Here is a 13,815-nt window from a genome sequence, read left to right on the forward strand (position 1 = left end):
GCGCTGAACACGGGTTGTCCACCGCGGCGTGCGTTCGTCGCAAGCGACGCCCGCCGCCGTGGACAACCCTGCATCGCGGTTGCACCCTCATCACGGAAGTGAGGGTAGGCCAGTGAGCGCCGACGGGCAAGCCCACGGGACCGGGCACCGGCACCGGCAGCTGCTGCGCGGCGCCCGCCGCATCGTGGTCAAGGTCGGCTCCAGCCTGGTCACCAACGAAGGCCGCGGGCTGGACGAAGCCGCGATCGGCGAGTGGTGCCGCCAGCTGGCGGCGCTGGAGCGCGACGGGCGCGAGCTCATCATGGTGTCCAGCGGCGCCATCGCCGAGGGCATGAAGCGCCTGGGCTGGAGTGCCCGCCCGCGCGAACTCAACGAGCTGCAGGCGGCCGCCGCGGTCGGCCAGATGGGCCTGGCCCAGATGTACGAGACCAAGCTGCGGGAGAACGGCCTGCGCTCCGCCCAGGTGCTGCTCACGCACGCCGACCTGGCCGACCGCGAGCGCTATCTCAACGCCCGCTCCACGCTGCTGACGCTGCTGGCGCTGGGCGTGCTGCCGGTCATCAACGAGAACGACACCGTCGTCAACGACGAGATCAAGTTCGGCGACAACGACACCCTGGGCGCGCTGGTGGCCAACCTGGTCGAGGCCGACCTGCTGGTGATCCTGACCGACCAGCGCGGCCTCTACACGGCCGACCCGCGCCGGGACCCGCAGGCGCGTTTCGTGCATGTCGGCGCTGCCGGCGACCCCGCGTTGGAAGCCATGGCCGGCGGCGCTGGCTCCAGCATCGGCAAGGGCGGCATGATCACCAAGATCCTGGCCGCGCGGCGGGCCGCCCGTTCCGGCGCGTCGACCGTCATCGCCTGGGGCCGCGAGCCCGACGCACTGCCGCGGCTGGCCGGCGGCGAAGGCATAGGCACGCTGCTGGTGGCGCCGACCCGCAAAAGCCAGGCGCGCAAGCGCTGGATGGCCGACCAGCTGCAGCTGCGTGGCGCGGTGCTGGTGGACCACGGCGCGGTCGCCAAGCTGGTGCGCGAAGGCAAGAGCCTGCTGCCGATCGGCATGACCGCCGTGGAGGGCGAGTTCTCGCGAGGCGAGGTGATCGCGGTGCGCGACCCCGCGGGCGCCGAGATCGCGCGCGGGCTGGCCAACTACGCCAGCGCCGAGGCTCGGCTGCTGTGCCGCAAGCCATCCGGCGAGATCGAGAAGCTGCTCGGCTACATGGCCGAGCCCGAGATGATCCACCGCACCAACCTGGTCCTCACGCGCTGAGCGCGGGGGGCGGTCAGCGCAGTTCGGGGCGGAAGCGGGTGTCGGCCGGGGCCGCCAGGTCGCGCGCGATCTGTTCCGCCGAGCGGTTGGGCGCATGGCCCAGGCAGGCGCCGTTGCGCGCGATCACCAGCGTGTGCAGGCGGGTGCCGTCGCCATGGACAGGTTTCCACTCGCGGTCGACCACGGGCACCCACCGGCCACCCGAATGGCGCGCGTAGACGGTGGACTCCGCCGTGCGGCAGCGCAAGCCCTCGTGCAGCGCGTTCACCGTGCCGCTGTCGCTCTGCGCCACCACCACGTAGCGCACCACGCCGTCCGGGCCCAGGCTGATGGAAGCCGGATCGACGCCCCAGCGCAGCACCGAACCGCGCATCTCGATGGGCAGCAGCCGGGTGGTCTGCACGGCCGGCGGCGGGGGCGCGGCGGCCTCCTTCCAGTCGGGATCGCGGTCCACCAGCTGCGCATGGGCGAACGCCCCGCACAGCAGCAGGCCGGCGAAGGCGACCCTAATTCGCACGGTTGCTTCCGGCCGGCTGCGGCTGCAGCGCGGACTGCGGATCGGGCTCGAAAGTGGCGCCCGGCGGCAACTCGAATGCGGGGCCGCGGCCGGCGACATCGGGCGCCGGCTCATGCTGCGCCGGCTCGCGCGACCGCATGCCGCTGCGCAGGTAGCGGTTGCGGTGGTCGTGCCGCGGAACGAAGCGGGCCAGCTCGGTCAGCGCCATCTCGTACACCCCGCGCTTGAATTCGACCACCACGTCCAGCGGCACCCAGTAGTCGTTCCAGCGCCAGGCGTCGAACTCGGGGTGGCTGGTGGCGCGCAGGTTCAGGTTCCAGTCCTGCCCCATCAGCTGCAGCAGGTACCAGATCTGCTTCTGGCCCTTGTAGTGCCCGCGCGCATCGCGCCGGATGTAGCGGTCCGGCACCTCGTAGCGCAACCAGTCGCGGGTGCGGGCGATGATGCGCACGTGTTCGGGCATGAGCCCGACTTCTTCGTGCAACTCGCGGAACATCGCCTGTTCGGGCGTCTCACCGCGATCGATCCCGCCTTGCGGAAACTGCCAGCTGTGGGTGCGGATTCGCTTGCCCCAGAACACCTGGTTTTTCTGGTTGAGCAGGATGATGCCGACGTTGGGCCTGAAGCCGTCCCGGTCAAGCATAATCAAACCCCAAACTTTTGAACTGAGTCCATTATGCACGCCGCCCTGCGCGTGCGCCAAGAACTCAGCAGGCCTCACGCTCCCCCGTTTTCCCGAATGAAAGCCTCCCAATTCCTGATCTCCACGCTCAAGGAAGCGCCCGCCGATGCCGAGGTGGTGAGCCACCGGCTGATGATGCGCGCAGGCATGGTCAGGAAGCTGGGCGCCGGCATCTACACCTGGATGCCCATGGGCCTGCGCGTGGTGCGCAAGATCGAGGCGATCGTGCGCGAGGAAATGAATCGCGCCGGCGCGGTGGAACTGCTGATGCCGGTGGTGCAGCCGGCCGAGTACTGGCAGGAGACCGGCCGCTGGTCGAAGATGGGCCCGGAGCTGATGCGCGTGAAGGACCGCCACGAGCGCGACTTCGTCATCCAGCCGACCAGCGAGGAGGTGGTCACCGACATCGGGCGCCAGGAGCTGCGCAGCTACAAGCAGTTGCCCAAGAACCTGTACCACATCCAGACCAAGTTCCGTGACGAGCGGCGCCCGCGCTTCGGCGTGATGCGCAGCCGCGAGTTCATCATGAAGGACGCCTACAGCTTCGATCGCGACGCTGCCGGCGCCAAGGCCAGCTACCAGGCGATGGCCAAGGCCTACCGCGCGATCTTCGACCGCTTCGGCCTGCGCTACCGCGCGGTGGCGGCCGACAGCGGCGCGATCGGTGGCGACCTGTCGGAGGAATTCCAGGTCATCGCGGCCACCGGCGAGGATGCCGTGGTCTATTGCCCGGACAGCGCGTACGCGGCCAACATGGAAAAGGCCGAAGCACTGGCCCCGGCCGGGCCGAGGCCGGCTGCCGCGCAGCGCATGGAGAAGACCCCGACGCCCGGCAGGAGCACCTGCGCCGACGTCGCCGAGATGCTCGGGCTGCCGCTGGACCGCACGGTCAAGTCGCTGGTGCTGGCGACCGACCCGGTCGATGAAGCCGGCGTGGTCGCGAAGCCGCAGCTGTGGCTGCTGCTGCTGCGCGGCGACCACGACATGAACGAGATCAAGGTCGGCAAGGTCGCAGGCCTGGACAAGGGTTTCCGCTTCGCGACCGTCCAGGAGATCGTCGATCACTTCGGCACGCCCCCGGGCTATCTCGGGCCCATCGGGTTGAAGAAGCCGGTGCGCATCGTCGCCGATCGCGAAGTGGCCGTCATGTCCGACTGGGTGTGCGGCGCCAACGAGGAGGGCTTCCACCTCACCGGCGTGAACTGGGGGCGCGACCTGCCGGAACCCGACGCCTTGGCCGACCTGCGCAATGTGGTCGAGGGCGACCTGTCACCCGATGGCCAGGGGCGGCTCGCCATCGAGCGCGGCATCGAGGTCGGCCACATCTTCTACCTGGGCACCAAGTACAGCGAGCCCATGCAGGCCACCTTCCTCGACGAGGCCGGCAAGCCGCAGCCGATGGAGATGGGCTGCTACGGCATCGGCATCACGCGCCTGCCGGCCGCCGCCATCGAGCAGAACCACGATGAGCGCGGAATCATCTGGCCGGATGCGATCGCGCCGTTCACGGTGGTCCTGTGCCCGATCGGCATGGATCGCAGCGCCGCGGTGCGCGAGGCTGCCCACGGCCTGCACGACGAGCTCGCGGCCGCCGGCATCGACGTGATGCTGGACGACCGGGGCGAGCGGCCCGGTGCGATGTTCGCCGACTGGGAACTGGTCGGCGTGCCGCACCGCGTGGTGATCTCCGACCGTGGCCTGAAGGAGGGCCAGCTGGAATACCAGCACCGCCGCGACGCCGCGGCCACGCAGGTGCCTGGCGCCGAGGTGGCGGCCTTCCTGCGCGGCCGCCTGCAGGCGTGATCGGGCGGCGCGCGGCGCTGGCGCTGCTGGCTGGGGGGGCGGCGCCGTGGTCCTTGCCGGCGGCCCACGCCGGCGCCCAGATCGAGGAGCCGCTGGCCGATTCGGTGCGCACCGCCCTCGGTTCGGCCATCGCCAACTCGGCCCCGCCGGTGCCCCAGTTCCCCGACACCGAATCGCGGCTGGCCTACCTGCGCTGGCTGGGCGCCATGAGCCCGCGGCTGGCCCGCCGCAAGGCCGAATGGCACGAGCGCAAGGAGTTCCTGCAGACGGTCTGGTACGAGAGCCGGCGCGCCGGCCTGGACACGGCCCTGGTGCTCGGCCTGATCCAGGTCGAGAGTGCCTTCCGCAAGTTCGCGGTCAGTCGGGTCGGCGCCCGCGGCTACATGCAGGTGATGCCGTTCTGGAGCCGGCTGATCGGCGACGGCGACGCGGGCAAGCTGTTCCACATGCAGACCAACCTGCGTTTCGGCTGCGTGATCCTGCGCCACTACATCGACCGCGAGCGCGGCGACCTGTTCATGGCGCTCGGGCGCTACAACGGCAGCCGCGGCAAGGCGCCCTACCCGAATGCAGTGTTCGCCGCCAGCCGCCGCTGGCGGTTCAACGATCCGGGCCTGCCCCGGAGCGGCGCCGCAGGCAACTGATCGCCCTACTGCACGAAGCCGATCCGGCCCTTGGCCGACGCCGGCCTGGGCAGGTCGTCCAGGCCGATCTCGTCGCGCTGGTGGAGCCGCGCATTGCCGAAGCCGGTCATGAGGGCGCGGCGCATGTCGCGCGGCGCCAGTTCCGCCAGCTGGTCGAGCACCGCGTCGGAGGGCTCGGGCCGGAAGCGCGCGCCCCAGCCGTGTTCGCCGCGGATGCCGGCATACAGGTTGCGGGCGATCTGGCGGGCCGCCTCGAAGGAGGGCGGTTCGACCTCGAACACGTTCATGCGATTGAGGATGGGGTCGGGAATGGCGCGCTCGTCGTTGGCGGTCAGGATCCAGATCACCTGGCTGGCGTCGATCGAGACCTCCGCGAACTCGTCGACGAAGGCCTGTGCCGTGTCGTGTTCGAGCAAGCCGTACAGCGCGCCCAGCGGGTCGTACTGCGCGTCGGCGGAGGCCTTGTCGATCTCGTCGACGACGATCACCGGGTTGGCGTACTGGCCTTCGACCAGCGCCTCGAACACCTTGCCCGGCTTGGCACCCTTCCACTGCGAGGAGGCACCCGAGAGCAGCCAGCCCGCCGTCATGGAACTCATGGGCACCAGGTTCATCCCCGTGCCCAGCAGCTCCGCCAGCTTGCGCGCGAAGTGGGTCTTGCCGATGCCGGGCGGGCCGAGCAGCAGCATGGGCGTGACCTCCAGGCCGTCGCGGCTGTCCTGCGACAGCGCCACATGGCGCCGCACATCGTCCAGGGCCTCGGCGAAGTTGGGCAGTTCCGCGTAGAGCGCCGCCATGTCGGGCACGCCGCTGGGCTTGACCTGGAAGCGCTCGGGGCCGCGCTCGAGCATGCGCTCGTAGGTGCTGCGCAGGTTCTCGTGGTCCTTGCCCGGCAGCTTGGCCAGCTTGCGCTCGACCTCGTGCGGCCGGAACACGTCGCGCAGGTGCGCGATCGGGAGCCTGAACGACGCGGATTGGTGGGGGACCAGACTTCGGCTGTCCATCGCGCTACTCCTTTGCTCGGCGGCTGGGTTCATTCCAGCATAGGCCGGGCGGGAGTTCAATCGAGTCGGTCCGCAGGACCGACCCGTTGTCGGAAAAACGCCGAGTCGAGGCTGGCAGCCGGCGGCGCCGGCTGCTGACGGGGGTTTCAGCCCTGGGTGCCGGAGGCGGGGGCACCGCCCGCGCTGGCGCCCAGCACCTGCTGCAGCTCGCCGCTCTGGTACATCTCCATCATGATGTCCGAGCCGCCGATGAACTCGCCGCGCACGTACAACTGCGGGATCGTCGGCCAGCTGCTGTAGTCCTTGATGCCCTGGCGGATCTCGTCGTCCTCCAGCACGTTCACGGTGGCCAGTGACTGAGGGTCCACGCCGCAGGCCTTGAGGACCTGGACCGCGCGGCCCGAGAAGCCGCACATGGGGAAGCTGGCGCTGCCCTTCATGAACAGCAGCACTTCGTTGTTCTTGACCAGCTGGTCGATGCGTTGCTGGACGTCGCTCATGTTTCGTTTCTCCAGGAGGTTGGGGGCCTGCCCCGACTAGTCTAGGCGGATTATCCCCGCTCGGGCCGCCGCCCGCCCGAACACCGGTCAATGCCGGCGAGGTCTTTTCGGGTCTCCACGCCGGTCAACCCGGCGCCGCGCAGGAGCGCGCGAACGGCTTCGGCCTGGTCCCAGCCGTGCTCCAGCAGCAGCCAGCCCCCGGGCGCCAGCCGCGCCGGGGCCGATTCGACGATCCGGCGCAGGTCGTCCAGGCCGTCCGCCCCGGCAGCGAGTGCGTGCGGAGGCTCGTGGACCAGCGCCGCCAGGTGCTCGTCGCCGTCGCGCACGTACGGCGGGTTGCTCACGATCAGGTCATGGACGCCCTCGCAGCCGTCGAGCCAGTGGCCCTGCCTGAGCCGGACCCGCAGGCCCAGCCGCCGCGCGTTGGCGCCGGCGACTTCGAGGGCCCCGGCGCTGGCGTCGACGGCCTCGATCCGTGCGTCGGGCCGCCGGCTGGCGAGCGCCAGCGCGATGGCGCCGCTGCCCGTGCCCAGGTCCACGATCCGCGGCCCGCGAACGCCTTCGACCGCCTGCAGCGCCCACTCGACCAGGGTCTCGGTTTCGGGCCGCGGCACCAGCACGCGCGAATCGACGGCGAGCGGCATCCCGAAGAATTCCTTGTGGCCGGTCAGGTAGGCGACCGGCTCGCCGGCCAGGCGGCGCCGGCATAGCGCCTCGAACTGCGCGTGGTCCTCCGGCCGGCATTCATCGTCGTCGTGGGCCAGCAGCCACGCCCGGTCGCTGGCGGGCCGGCCCAGCGCATGCAGCAGGAGCAGGTGCGCATCGAGCCGCGCCACGCCGGCCGTGGCGGCTTGCCGGAGTGCCTGCCCGATGTTCATGCGGCCGGCGCGCCCAGGCCGAGCTCCAGTTCCTGCAACTGCTCGGCCTTCTGCGCCAGCAGCAGGGCCTCGACCAGTTCGTCCAGCTCGCCTTCCATCACGAAAGCCAGCTTGTAGAGGGTCAGGTTGATGCGGTGGTCGGTGACGCGCCCCTGCGGGAAGTTGTAGGTGCGGATGCGGTCGCTGCGGTCGCCGCTGCCGATCAGGCCCTTGCGCGTGGCCGCCTCCTTCGCCTCGCGCTCGCTGCGCTCCCTGTCCTGGATGCGCGCGGCCAGCACCTGCAGTGCCCTGGCCTTGTTGCGGTGCTGGGAGCGGTCGTCCTGGCACTCGGCGACGATGCCGGTCGGGAGGTGCGTGATCCGGACCGCCGAATCGGTCTTGTTGATGTGCTGGCCGCCGGCGCCGCTGGCGCGGAAGGTGTCGATGCGCAGGTCGGCCGGGTTGATCTGCACCGCCTGGGCCTCGTCGGGCTCGGCCAGCGCGGCCACCGTGCAGGCGCTGGTGTGGATGCGGCCCTGGGCCTCGGTCGCCGGCACCCGCTGCACGCGGTGGCCGCCCGACTCGAACTTCAGCCTGCCGTAGGCGCCCTCGCCGACGACGCGCAGCACCACCTCCTTGTAGCCGCCGACCTCGCCCGGGCTTTCGCTCACCAGTTCGCAGCGCCAGCCCCGGCGATCGGCGTAGCGGGTGTACATGCGCAGCAGGTCGCCGGCGAACAGGGCCGATTCGTCGCCGCCGGTGCCGGCGCGGACCTCCAGGAAGACATTGCGCGAGTCGTCCGGGTCCTTGGGGAGCAGCAGCAGCTGCAGCTCCTCTTCCAGCGCCGGCAGTTCCGCCTCGAGGGCGGCGATCTCCTCGCGCGCCATGTCGGCCATCTCCGCGTCCTCCAGCATTTCGCGGGCCTGCGCCAGGTCGGACTCGCGCTGCAGCCAGCGCCGGTAGCGCCCCGCCACCTCGCTGACCTCGGCGTGCTCGCGCGTGAGCGCGCGATAGCGCTCCATGTCGTTGGCCGTGTCCGGCTGCTGCAGGAAGAAGTCCAGCTCCTGCAGGCGGACCGGGTAGCGCTCGAGTTGCTGGCGGAGGAAGGGTTTCATCGGGGGGAATGACGAATGACGAATGACAGATGACGGCGCCGCGCATTCGCCATTCGTCCTCGATGCGCAGCGAGGCCATGCGCCCGCAGGGCGCAGTCACAGCTAACGCTCTTTGCGCAGGAAGAAGTGCTCGATGGCGGTGCTGGCGCGCTCGCGCGCGGCGGCATCGCCGGCATGCAGCTCGGCCAGGGCGCCGTGCAGCATCTTCTGGGTCAGCCCCCTGGACAGGGCTTCCAGCACCGCGTCGACGTCCTCGCCCCGGGCCAGCAGCTTGCGGGCGCGGGCGAGCTCCAGGGCGCGCCACTCGTCGGCCTGGGCGTTGAGCTGGCGGATCAGCGGCACGGTGCCGCGCTGGTCCATCCAGTGCAGGAAGCTCTGCACGCCGGCATCGATGATGGCCTCGGCCTGGGCCACCGCCGCCTCGCGCTGGGCCTGGCCGGCCTGCACCACATGGGCCAGGTCGTCCACGGTGTAGAGGTACACGTCCTCCAGCGCCTTGACCTCGGGCTCGATGTCGCGCGGCACCGCCAGGTCGACCATGAACATCGGGCGGTGCTTGCGGGCCTTCACGGCCCGCTCCACGGCGCCCAGCCCGATGATGGGCAGCTGGCTCGCGGTGGAACTGATCACGGCGTCGAACTCGTGCAGCCGCCCGGGCAGGTCGGCCAGCCGCATCACCTCGGCGCCCAAGCGCAGGGCCAGCTTCTCGCCGCGCTCCAGCGTGCGGTTGGCCACCGCGATGTGCGCCGGGTTGCGGGCCGCGAAATGGGTGGCCGCCAGTTCGATCATCTCGCCGGCGCCGACGAACAGCACCTTGATCCGGCCCAGGTCCTCGAACAGCTGGCTGGCCAGCCGCACCGCGGCGGCGGCCATGCTGATCGAGTGGGCGCCGATCTCGGTGGCGCTGCGCACTTCCTTGGCGACGGCGAAGGAGCGCTGGAACAACTGGTTCAGCGTGGTGCCCAGCGCGCCTGCCTCGTCCGCCACGCGCACCGCGTCCTTCAGCTGGCCCAGGATCTGGGCCTCGCCCAGCACCATCGAATCGAGGCCGCTGGCGACGCGGAAGGCGTGGCGCGCGGCCATGCCGCCTTGCAGGGCGTATGCATGCGAGCGCAGCAGGGCAGGGGACACGCCGCCCGAGTGCGCCAGCCACTCGAGCGTGGGCTCGACGCCGTTGTCCGGCCCGGCGCAGTAGATCTCCGTGCGGTTGCAGGTGGACAGGATGGCCGCCTCGGGCTGCCGGGTCAGCGGACCTTGCAGGTTGAGGCGCAGCGCCTGCAGGGTGGGCGCGATCTGGTCGATGGCGAACGCGAAACGGCCCCGCAAGTCCAGCGGGGCCGTCGTGTGGTTGATGCCCAAGGCCCAGACTGCCATGGTTGCGATTATAAAATTCTCCGCATTTCCAAGCACTTAGCCTGCATCAAAGCACCCCGCCCGATGGGTCCGATCGACTTCCTGGTCCATTTGACGAGTTTCCTGGCGCCCGCGTTGTTCCTGGGCCTGGCCCTGCCGCTGGCGGCCCGCGTGGTGTTCCGAAGCCGGCGCAGCGGCCGCTTCTGGGTGCAGGCCGGGCTGGTGGCGCTGGCCGCGGCCGCCGTGCTCGCCGCGGGCCTGTGGGGGTTCGGGCGGGACGGCAGGATGGCCACCTACGCGGCCACGGTGCTGGCGGCCGCTTCCGCCCAGTGGCTGCTGGCCCGGGGCTGGAAGTAGGCCTTTCGACCAAGCATGCTGTTCCTGCTCTCGCCAGCCAAGACGCTGGACTACGACTCACCCCTGCCCGACCTGCCGCACACGCTGCCGCGCTTCCCCGAGCGCTCGCAGCGCCTGATCGCGGCGCTGCGCCGCAAGTCGGCCCGGCAGGTTGCCGACCTGATGGCCATCAGCCCCGCCCTGGCCGAACTGAACGTGGCCCGCTACCGCGCCTGGTCGCCGGAGCCGAACGAAGCGACGGCCCGGCAGGCGGTGCTGGCCTTCGCGGGCGACGTCTACGAAGGGCTGGACGCGGCCAGCCTGGCGCGCGCCGACCTGGACTGGGCGCAGGCGCACCTCCGGATGCTCAGCGGCCTGTATGGCGTGCTGCGCCCCTACGACTGGATGCAGCCCTACCGGCTGGAGATGGGCACGGCGCTGGCCGTGGGGCGGGCGCGCAACCTGTACCAGTTCTGGGGCAGCGACATTGCCGGCCTGCTCGACGAAGAACTCGCGGACGACCCCGATCCGGTGATCGTCAACCTGGCGTCGCAGGAGTATTTCCGCTCCGTCGACCGCAAGCCGCTGAAGGCGCGGGTCGTCGATTGCGTGTTCGAGGACTGGAAGGACGGACGCTACAGGGTGATCGGCTTCTTCGCCAAGAAGGCCCGCGGCCTGATGGCGCGCTACGCCATCCGCCAGCGCGCCCGCCGGCCCGAGGACCTGCACGGCTTCGATCTCGAAGGCTACGGGTTCGACCCGAAGACTTCCGGCGCCGACCGGCTGGTATTCCGTCGGAAAATGCAGCCATGACCACCCGAGCCCAACAGCAGGTCACCCCCGAGCTGCGACAGTGGATCGTGGCGCAGGCCCAGGCCGGCCACAGCGCCGAATCGGTGCTGCGCTCGATGCTGGCCAGCGGCTGGCAGGAGCAGGTGGCCGTCGAGGCCATGGAGAGCACGCTGCGCAGCCACCTGGAAGCCAAGGCCGTCGCCGACGGCCTGCCGCCGTCGGTGCCGGTGCCGGATCCGAAGCTGGACGAATCGCCGCTGTACGTGGATGCGGGCGACCGGCGCGTGCACGTGCTGCAGAACATGTACAACCCGCGCGTCGTCGTGTTCGGCAACCTGCTGTCCGACCCCGAGTGCGACGAGCTGATCGACCTGGCGCGCCCGCGCATGGCGCGCTCGCTCACGGTCGCCACCAGGACCGGCGGCGAGGAGGTCAACGACGACCGCACCAGCCAGGGCATGTTCTTCCAGCGCGGCGAGAACGAACTGGTGACCCGGATCGAAGCCCGCATCGCGCGCCTGCTGCACTGGCCACAGGAGAACGGTGAAGGCCTGCAGGTGCTGCACTACCGCCCGGGCGCCGAGTACAAGCCCCACTACGACTACTTCGACCCCGCCGAGCCCGGCACGCCCACCATCCTCAAGCGCGGAGGCCAGCGCGTGGGCACCCTGGTGATGTACCTGGCCGAGCCGGAAAAGGGCGGCGGCACCACCTTCCCCGACGTGCACCTGGAGGTGTTCCCCAAGCGCGGGCACGGCGTGTTCTTCAGCTACGAGCGGCCGCACCCGTCCACCCGCACGCTGCACGGCGGCGCGCCGGTGCTGGCCGGCGAGAAGTGGATCGCCACCAAGTGGCTGCGCGAGCGCCGCTTCGAGTGAGCCGGCTTCGCTTCCATCCGGCACCGGCATCCGGCCGCCTGCACCCCACTTACCGCTGATGCCCAACACGCCCGACCAGTCGCTGCTCGGCAAGCCGGCCCCTTGCCCCGACCGTTACGCGCCCGAGCTGCTGTTCCCGATTCCGCGCGCCCCCAAGCGGCAGGAGATCGGCGTGGCCGCGCAACCGCCGTTCTTCGGCGCCGACCTGTGGACCGCCTACGAGCTGAGCTGGCTGACGCCGCGGGGCAAGCCGGTGGTGGCCATCGCGCACGTCACCGTGCCCTGCGAGACTCCCAACATCATCGAGAGCAAGTCCTTCAAGCTGTACGTCAACAGCTTCTCGGGCAGCCGCTTCGGGTCGGCCGATGAGGTGCTGGCGCGCCTGCGTGCCGACATCGCCGAGGCGGCGTGGCGGGGCAGCGGATCGGCCGGATCCGTCGGCGTGCGCCTGGTTCCCGCCGACGCCTTCGACCGGGAGCAGGTGCATGAGCTCGACGGCCTGCTGCTGGACCGGCTGGACATCGAATGCACCCACTACACGCCCGAGCCGGCCCTGCTGTGCGCCGCCTTCGACGAGCAGCCGGTGGAGGAGGTGCTCACCAGCAACCTGCTCAAGAGCAACTGCCTGATCACCGGGCAGCCCGATTGGGGTTCGGTGCAGATCCGCTACGCCGGCCCGCAGATCGACCAGGGCGGGCTGCTGCGCTACCTGGTGAGCTACCGGCAGCACGACGAGTTCCACGAGCAGTGCGTGGAGCGCATCTTCATGGACATCCGGCGCCATTGCCGGCCCACCAAGCTGGCCGTGTACGCGCGCTACACCCGGCGCGGCGGACTGGACATCAATCCGTTCCGCACCAGCCATCCCCTGGCGCTGCCCGCCAACGTGCGCACCGCGCGCCAGTGAAGCGGGCGGCGGCGCCGCGGCTCACCCCTGGTACAGCACCAGCCGTTGCTCCGCGGTCGTCTGCGCGCCCTGCTGCGCACTCATCTGCACCTCGAACCGGGTGCCGGGCGCAAAGCGCCTGGAGCCGAGGTCCAGGCTGAAGTTGCCGTTCACGTCGGCCTGCACGGTCTGCTGAACCACCGGCTGGGCGATGCTCAGGCGCCCGGGTGCCGCCGGCGGCACGGCGTCGACCTTGATGTGGACACGGGCACCGGGCGCGGTACGGCCCTGCAGGAGGGCCTGGCTCGCCTCGATCACCGCGTTCGGGCCGGGGCTGGTCACCTGCAGCGACAGCGCGCTCGCCGGTGCGGCGCCCAGGGTGGCCGCGGGTCGCGCAGCGCCGGCCACCATCGGCTCGGCCAGTTGCGCGGTCGCGACGCGCCCGCCCTTGCGCAGGGTGGCCACCACCGGGCCGGGCGACACCACGTCCTGCAGCCGCAGCGTGTAGCTGGCCCGGTAGTGGCCGGGCGTCTGCTCCTGCATGGGGATGGCCAGCGGCAGGCCGGGGACCTGGATGCTGGCGCGGGCGCCCGGTGTGCCATCCAGCACGAACTTCAGTTCGGTGCCGGGCGCCAGCCGGTCGACCGGGTTGGCGTGGAAGCGATCCACCCGCGTGCCGGCCGCCGCAGTGGCCGTGCTGCCGGCTGGCTGGGCCGCAGCAAACGAGGGCGGGAAGTTGAAGCTGGCCTGGCTGGTGCGCCCGGCCACGGTCAGCTGCGAGCGGATCAGGCTGCCCGGCGAAAGACCGCGCTCGCTGCGCCGAACCGTGTAGCTGCCGGTGTACACGCCGCGCGAGCGCTCCTGCAGCGGCACCTTGACGCTGCTGCCGGGAACCTGCACCTGGGCCGTGCCCCCGGGCGTGCCGCGAAGCGCGAATTCCAGGGTGGAGCCGGGCGCCAGCGCGGCGTCGGCATTGACTTCCAGGCCGTCGATCACGGGGGATGCCGTGGCCCGCGCCTGGGCCTGGGCCGGCTGGACGGACGTTCCAAGGGCAACGGGCAGGGACAGCAGCAGGGCGGCCAGCCCGTGGCGCAGCCGTGTGTCGTTCTTCATGGCAGTGCTTTCCAGGGCGATGACTGCCAAGTTAAGGCCGCCCTCCGTGCCGGGCTGTAGGC

15 protein-coding genes are annotated in these 13,815 nt (G+C 70.8%); 7 read left to right on the forward strand and 8 right to left on the reverse strand.

Annotated features, from left to right (window positions below; all coding sequences use genetic code 11):
- Positions 1-160: 160 nt before the first annotated feature.
- Positions 161-1,273, forward strand: a complete 1,113-nt coding sequence (proB, locus tag V6M57_RS10730; protein ID WP_332815018.1) for a glutamate 5-kinase — start codon at positions 161-163, stop codon at positions 1,271-1,273.
- A 13-nt stretch (positions 1,274-1,286) separates the two neighbouring features.
- On the opposite strand, the gene V6M57_RS10735 is transcribed toward proB, so the two are convergent.
- The gene (locus V6M57_RS10735) at positions 1,287-1,790 is read right to left on the reverse strand and encodes a CNP1-like family protein (RefSeq protein ID WP_332814983.1); all 504 of its coding nucleotides are present in this window, start codon (positions 1,788-1,790) and stop codon (positions 1,287-1,289) included.
- Complete coding sequence (locus V6M57_RS10740; RefSeq protein ID WP_332814984.1) at positions 1,780-2,433, reverse strand: RNA pyrophosphohydrolase; 654 nt, start codon at positions 2,431-2,433, stop codon at positions 1,780-1,782. The genes V6M57_RS10735 and V6M57_RS10740 overlap by 11 nt, the downstream gene beginning before the upstream one ends.
- A gap of 96 nt (positions 2,434-2,529) precedes the next feature.
- Between V6M57_RS10740 and V6M57_RS10745 the strand changes: the two genes are divergently transcribed.
- Together V6M57_RS10745 and V6M57_RS10750 are read left to right on the forward strand one after the other, a co-directional pair.
- Positions 2,530-4,275: a proline--tRNA ligase gene (locus V6M57_RS10745; RefSeq protein ID WP_332814985.1), complete on the forward strand. Its 1,746-nt coding sequence runs from the start codon at positions 2,530-2,532 to the stop codon at positions 4,273-4,275.
- Entirely contained in the window at positions 4,272-4,919 is a 648-nt protein-coding gene (locus V6M57_RS10750) for a lytic transglycosylase domain-containing protein (protein ID WP_332814986.1), read from the forward strand. Before V6M57_RS10745 ends, V6M57_RS10750 begins: the two co-directional genes overlap by 4 nt.
- A 5-nt stretch (positions 4,920-4,924) precedes the next feature.
- Here V6M57_RS10750 and V6M57_RS10755 read toward each other — a convergent pair whose 3' ends face one another.
- The 5 genes from V6M57_RS10755 to hemA all read right to left on the reverse strand — a co-directional run bounded on the left by V6M57_RS10755 (position 4,925) and on the right by hemA (position 9,769).
- Positions 4,925-5,923: an AAA family ATPase gene (locus V6M57_RS10755; RefSeq protein WP_332814987.1), complete on the reverse strand. Its 999-nt coding sequence runs from the start codon at positions 5,921-5,923 to the stop codon at positions 4,925-4,927.
- 146 nt (positions 5,924-6,069) lie between these two features.
- Positions 6,070-6,423, reverse strand: coding sequence for a Grx4 family monothiol glutaredoxin (grxD, locus tag V6M57_RS10760; RefSeq protein WP_332814988.1), 354 nt, complete (start codon positions 6,421-6,423; stop codon positions 6,070-6,072).
- Positions 6,424-6,473: 50 nt separating this feature from the next.
- Complete coding sequence (gene prmC, locus V6M57_RS10765; RefSeq protein ID WP_332814989.1) at positions 6,474-7,301, reverse strand: peptide chain release factor N(5)-glutamine methyltransferase; 828 nt, start codon at positions 7,299-7,301, stop codon at positions 6,474-6,476.
- A complete protein-coding gene (gene prfA, locus V6M57_RS10770) occupies positions 7,298-8,395 on the reverse strand; it encodes a peptide chain release factor 1 (protein WP_332814990.1) in 1,098 nt (365 codons plus the stop codon). Before prfA ends, prmC begins: the two co-directional genes overlap by 4 nt.
- A 102-nt stretch (positions 8,396-8,497) precedes the next feature.
- Positions 8,498-9,769 carry a glutamyl-tRNA reductase gene (gene hemA, locus V6M57_RS10775; RefSeq protein ID WP_332814991.1) on the reverse strand — a complete coding sequence of 424 codons (1,272 nt, stop codon included), beginning with the start codon at positions 9,767-9,769 and terminating at the stop codon, positions 8,498-8,500.
- A gap of 63 nt (positions 9,770-9,832) precedes the next feature.
- On the opposite strand from hemA, the gene V6M57_RS10780 reads away from it, so the two are divergent.
- From V6M57_RS10780 to queF, 4 genes are read left to right on the forward strand one after another with little or no spacing between them, the layout of a single operon-like run.
- Positions 9,833-10,105, forward strand: coding sequence for a hypothetical protein (locus V6M57_RS10780; protein WP_332814992.1), 273 nt, complete (start codon positions 9,833-9,835; stop codon positions 10,103-10,105).
- 15 nt (positions 10,106-10,120) lie between these two features.
- On the forward strand, positions 10,121-10,897 hold the full coding sequence (yaaA, locus tag V6M57_RS10785) for a peroxide stress protein YaaA (RefSeq protein WP_332814993.1): 777 nt from the start codon (positions 10,121-10,123) through the stop codon (positions 10,895-10,897).
- A complete protein-coding gene (locus V6M57_RS10790) occupies positions 10,894-11,754 on the forward strand; it encodes a 2OG-Fe(II) oxygenase (protein WP_332814994.1) in 861 nt (286 codons plus the stop codon). Before yaaA ends, V6M57_RS10790 begins: the two co-directional genes overlap by 4 nt.
- Before the next feature lie 58 nt (positions 11,755-11,812).
- The gene (gene queF, locus V6M57_RS10795; RefSeq protein ID WP_332814995.1) at positions 11,813-12,661 is read left to right on the forward strand and encodes an NADPH-dependent 7-cyano-7-deazaguanine reductase QueF; all 849 of its coding nucleotides are present in this window, start codon (positions 11,813-11,815) and stop codon (positions 12,659-12,661) included.
- 21 nt (positions 12,662-12,682) lie between these two features.
- Here the strand turns inward: queF and V6M57_RS10800 are convergent, their stop codons facing one another.
- Positions 12,683-13,753: a hypothetical protein gene (locus V6M57_RS10800; protein ID WP_332814996.1), complete on the reverse strand. Its 1,071-nt coding sequence runs from the start codon at positions 13,751-13,753 to the stop codon at positions 12,683-12,685.
- Between the last annotated feature and the right edge of the window lie 62 nt (positions 13,754-13,815).

The sequence above is a fragment of the Ramlibacter sp. genome, assembly GCF_036676645.1.
GTDB lineage: Bacteria > Pseudomonadota > Gammaproteobacteria > Burkholderiales > Burkholderiaceae_C > Ramlibacter.

Bases quoted from the DNA above. Each gene is read 5' to 3' on its own strand.
- V6M57_RS10740 (WP_332814984.1), bottom strand. From the start codon at position 2,433: ATGCTTGACCGGGACGGCTTCAGGCCCAACGTCGGCATCATCCTGCTC.
- V6M57_RS10745 (WP_332814985.1), top strand. From the start codon at position 2,530: ATGAAAGCCTCCCAATTCCTGATCTCCACGCTCAAGGAAGCGCCCGCC.
- V6M57_RS10755 (WP_332814987.1), bottom strand. From the start codon at position 5,923: ATGGACAGCCGAAGTCTGGTCCCCCACCAATCCGCGTCGTTCAGGCTC.
- grxD (WP_332814988.1), bottom strand. From the start codon at position 6,423: ATGAGCGACGTCCAGCAACGCATCGACCAGCTGGTCAAGAACAACGAA.
- prmC (WP_332814989.1), bottom strand. From the start codon at position 7,301: ATGAACATCGGGCAGGCACTCCGGCAAGCCGCCACGGCCGGCGTGGCG.
- prfA (WP_332814990.1), bottom strand. From the start codon at position 8,395: ATGAAACCCTTCCTCCGCCAGCAACTCGAGCGCTACCCGGTCCGCCTG.
- hemA (WP_332814991.1), bottom strand. From the start codon at position 9,769: ATGGCAGTCTGGGCCTTGGGCATCAACCACACGACGGCCCCGCTGGAC.
- V6M57_RS10780 (WP_332814992.1), top strand. From the start codon at position 9,833: ATGGGTCCGATCGACTTCCTGGTCCATTTGACGAGTTTCCTGGCGCCC.
- yaaA (WP_332814993.1), top strand. From the start codon at position 10,121: ATGCTGTTCCTGCTCTCGCCAGCCAAGACGCTGGACTACGACTCACCC.
- V6M57_RS10790 (WP_332814994.1), top strand. From the start codon at position 10,894: ATGACCACCCGAGCCCAACAGCAGGTCACCCCCGAGCTGCGACAGTGG.
- queF (WP_332814995.1), top strand. From the start codon at position 11,813: ATGCCCAACACGCCCGACCAGTCGCTGCTCGGCAAGCCGGCCCCTTGC.
- V6M57_RS10800 (WP_332814996.1), bottom strand. From the start codon at position 13,753: ATGAAGAACGACACACGGCTGCGCCACGGGCTGGCCGCCCTGCTGCTG.